General features: G+C 62.5%; 1 pseudogene. It reads left to right on the forward strand.

Features of this window, described 5'->3' with window-relative positions:
- Positions 1-155: 155 nt before the first annotated feature.
- Positions 156-1,095: pseudogene (locus NKH90_RS34505) on the forward strand (IS5 family transposase).
- The last annotated feature ends 268 nt before the right edge of the window (positions 1,096-1,363 follow it).

Below are 1,363 nucleotides of genomic sequence, written 5' to 3' on the forward strand. Positions count from 1 at the left end.
GATAAGTCCCATCAGATGCTCTCCGGTGGCCGTCATCTGTTTAGCTGACATTGGGCCGAGGGCTTCCAGCACGAGCCACATGGCGGGGGTATCGGCCGTGACCATGGTGCGCCGCCCCTGCCGTCAATGCCAGCCGCCGTCACCGAGTCGCGAAGATGAAATTCAAGGTGACAAACTGGCCGGAATACGAGGCGGGCCTTCGGCGGCGCGGCAGTCTGACGCTGTGGTTGACAGAAGAAGCCTTGGCCAGGTGGCATGCGCCGCGAAGAACGACCCGCAGCGGCCAGCCCCGCTATTCCGATCTCGCCATCGAGGCGGTCTTGACACTGGGATGCGTCTTCGGGCTTCGTCTGCGCCAGAGCGAGGGATTGGCGACCTCGCTGCTCGATCTGATGGGGCTTGATCTACCGGTTCCCGATCACACGACGCTAAGCCGCCGGGCGCAGATATGGGAACCATCGGCCAAGCGGCAGCGGCATCCCGAGGACGGTCCGCTGCATGTGCTGATCGATAGCACCGGATTTGAAAGTCTACGGCGCCGGCCAATGGCTGGAAGACAAGCACGGTGCCAGATCACGCCGGACCTGGCGCAAGCTGCATTTGGTTCTCAATGCCGACAGCGGCGAGATCATCGCCCATTGTCTGACCGACCAGGACGGCGACGATCCCTCGCAGGTGAAGCCGCTGCTCGACCGGATCGATGCAGAGATCGACCAATTCACGGCCGACGGAGCATATGATAGCGGTCCCACCTACTGCGCGGTGCTGCAACACAGCGTCACCGCAAGGATAGTCATCCCGCCACGTTCAACGGCCGTGGAGAGTGATGACACCGGACCACCCGGTCAAAGGGACGGTCACATCACGGCGATCGCCAATGATGGAAGGCTGAATTGGCAGGCGTCCACCGGCTATGGCAAGCGCGCCCTGATCGAGACCGCCGTCGGGCGCTACAAGGGGCTGATCGGACGTCGCCTGCGAGCCCGCTCCTTTTCGGCTCAGCAGACCGAGGTCGCCATCGGCTGCGCCGTTCTCAACCGCATGACGGCGTGCGCACGCCCGGAGTCCGTTCGCAGCCCGGCAAGGCCGACATAGCAGGCGGCATCAAAGAGCTGATTGTGCCTAATGCCACATTTGTGCACCAACGCCTTGTGGCGCGGGCAGCCGCAGGCACAGGCTACGCGGAAAATGAAAAGCGGGGCCAACCCATTCGCTTGCACACAGCCTGCGTTTTGCCAGCTCCTCAACCGCAACGTGCTGTCAATCTTCGTCTTGCCATGTCTTGAACGCCGAACTGTTCACGCCATTGGCGCCGCTTTGTCATCCCGTGCCCCGAAATGAGGCCGTCGTTCGAACGATATGC

Origin of the sequence: Mesorhizobium sp. M0898 (assembly GCF_040319695.1) — a bacterium.
Lineage (GTDB): Bacteria > Pseudomonadota > Alphaproteobacteria > Rhizobiales > Rhizobiaceae > Mesorhizobium.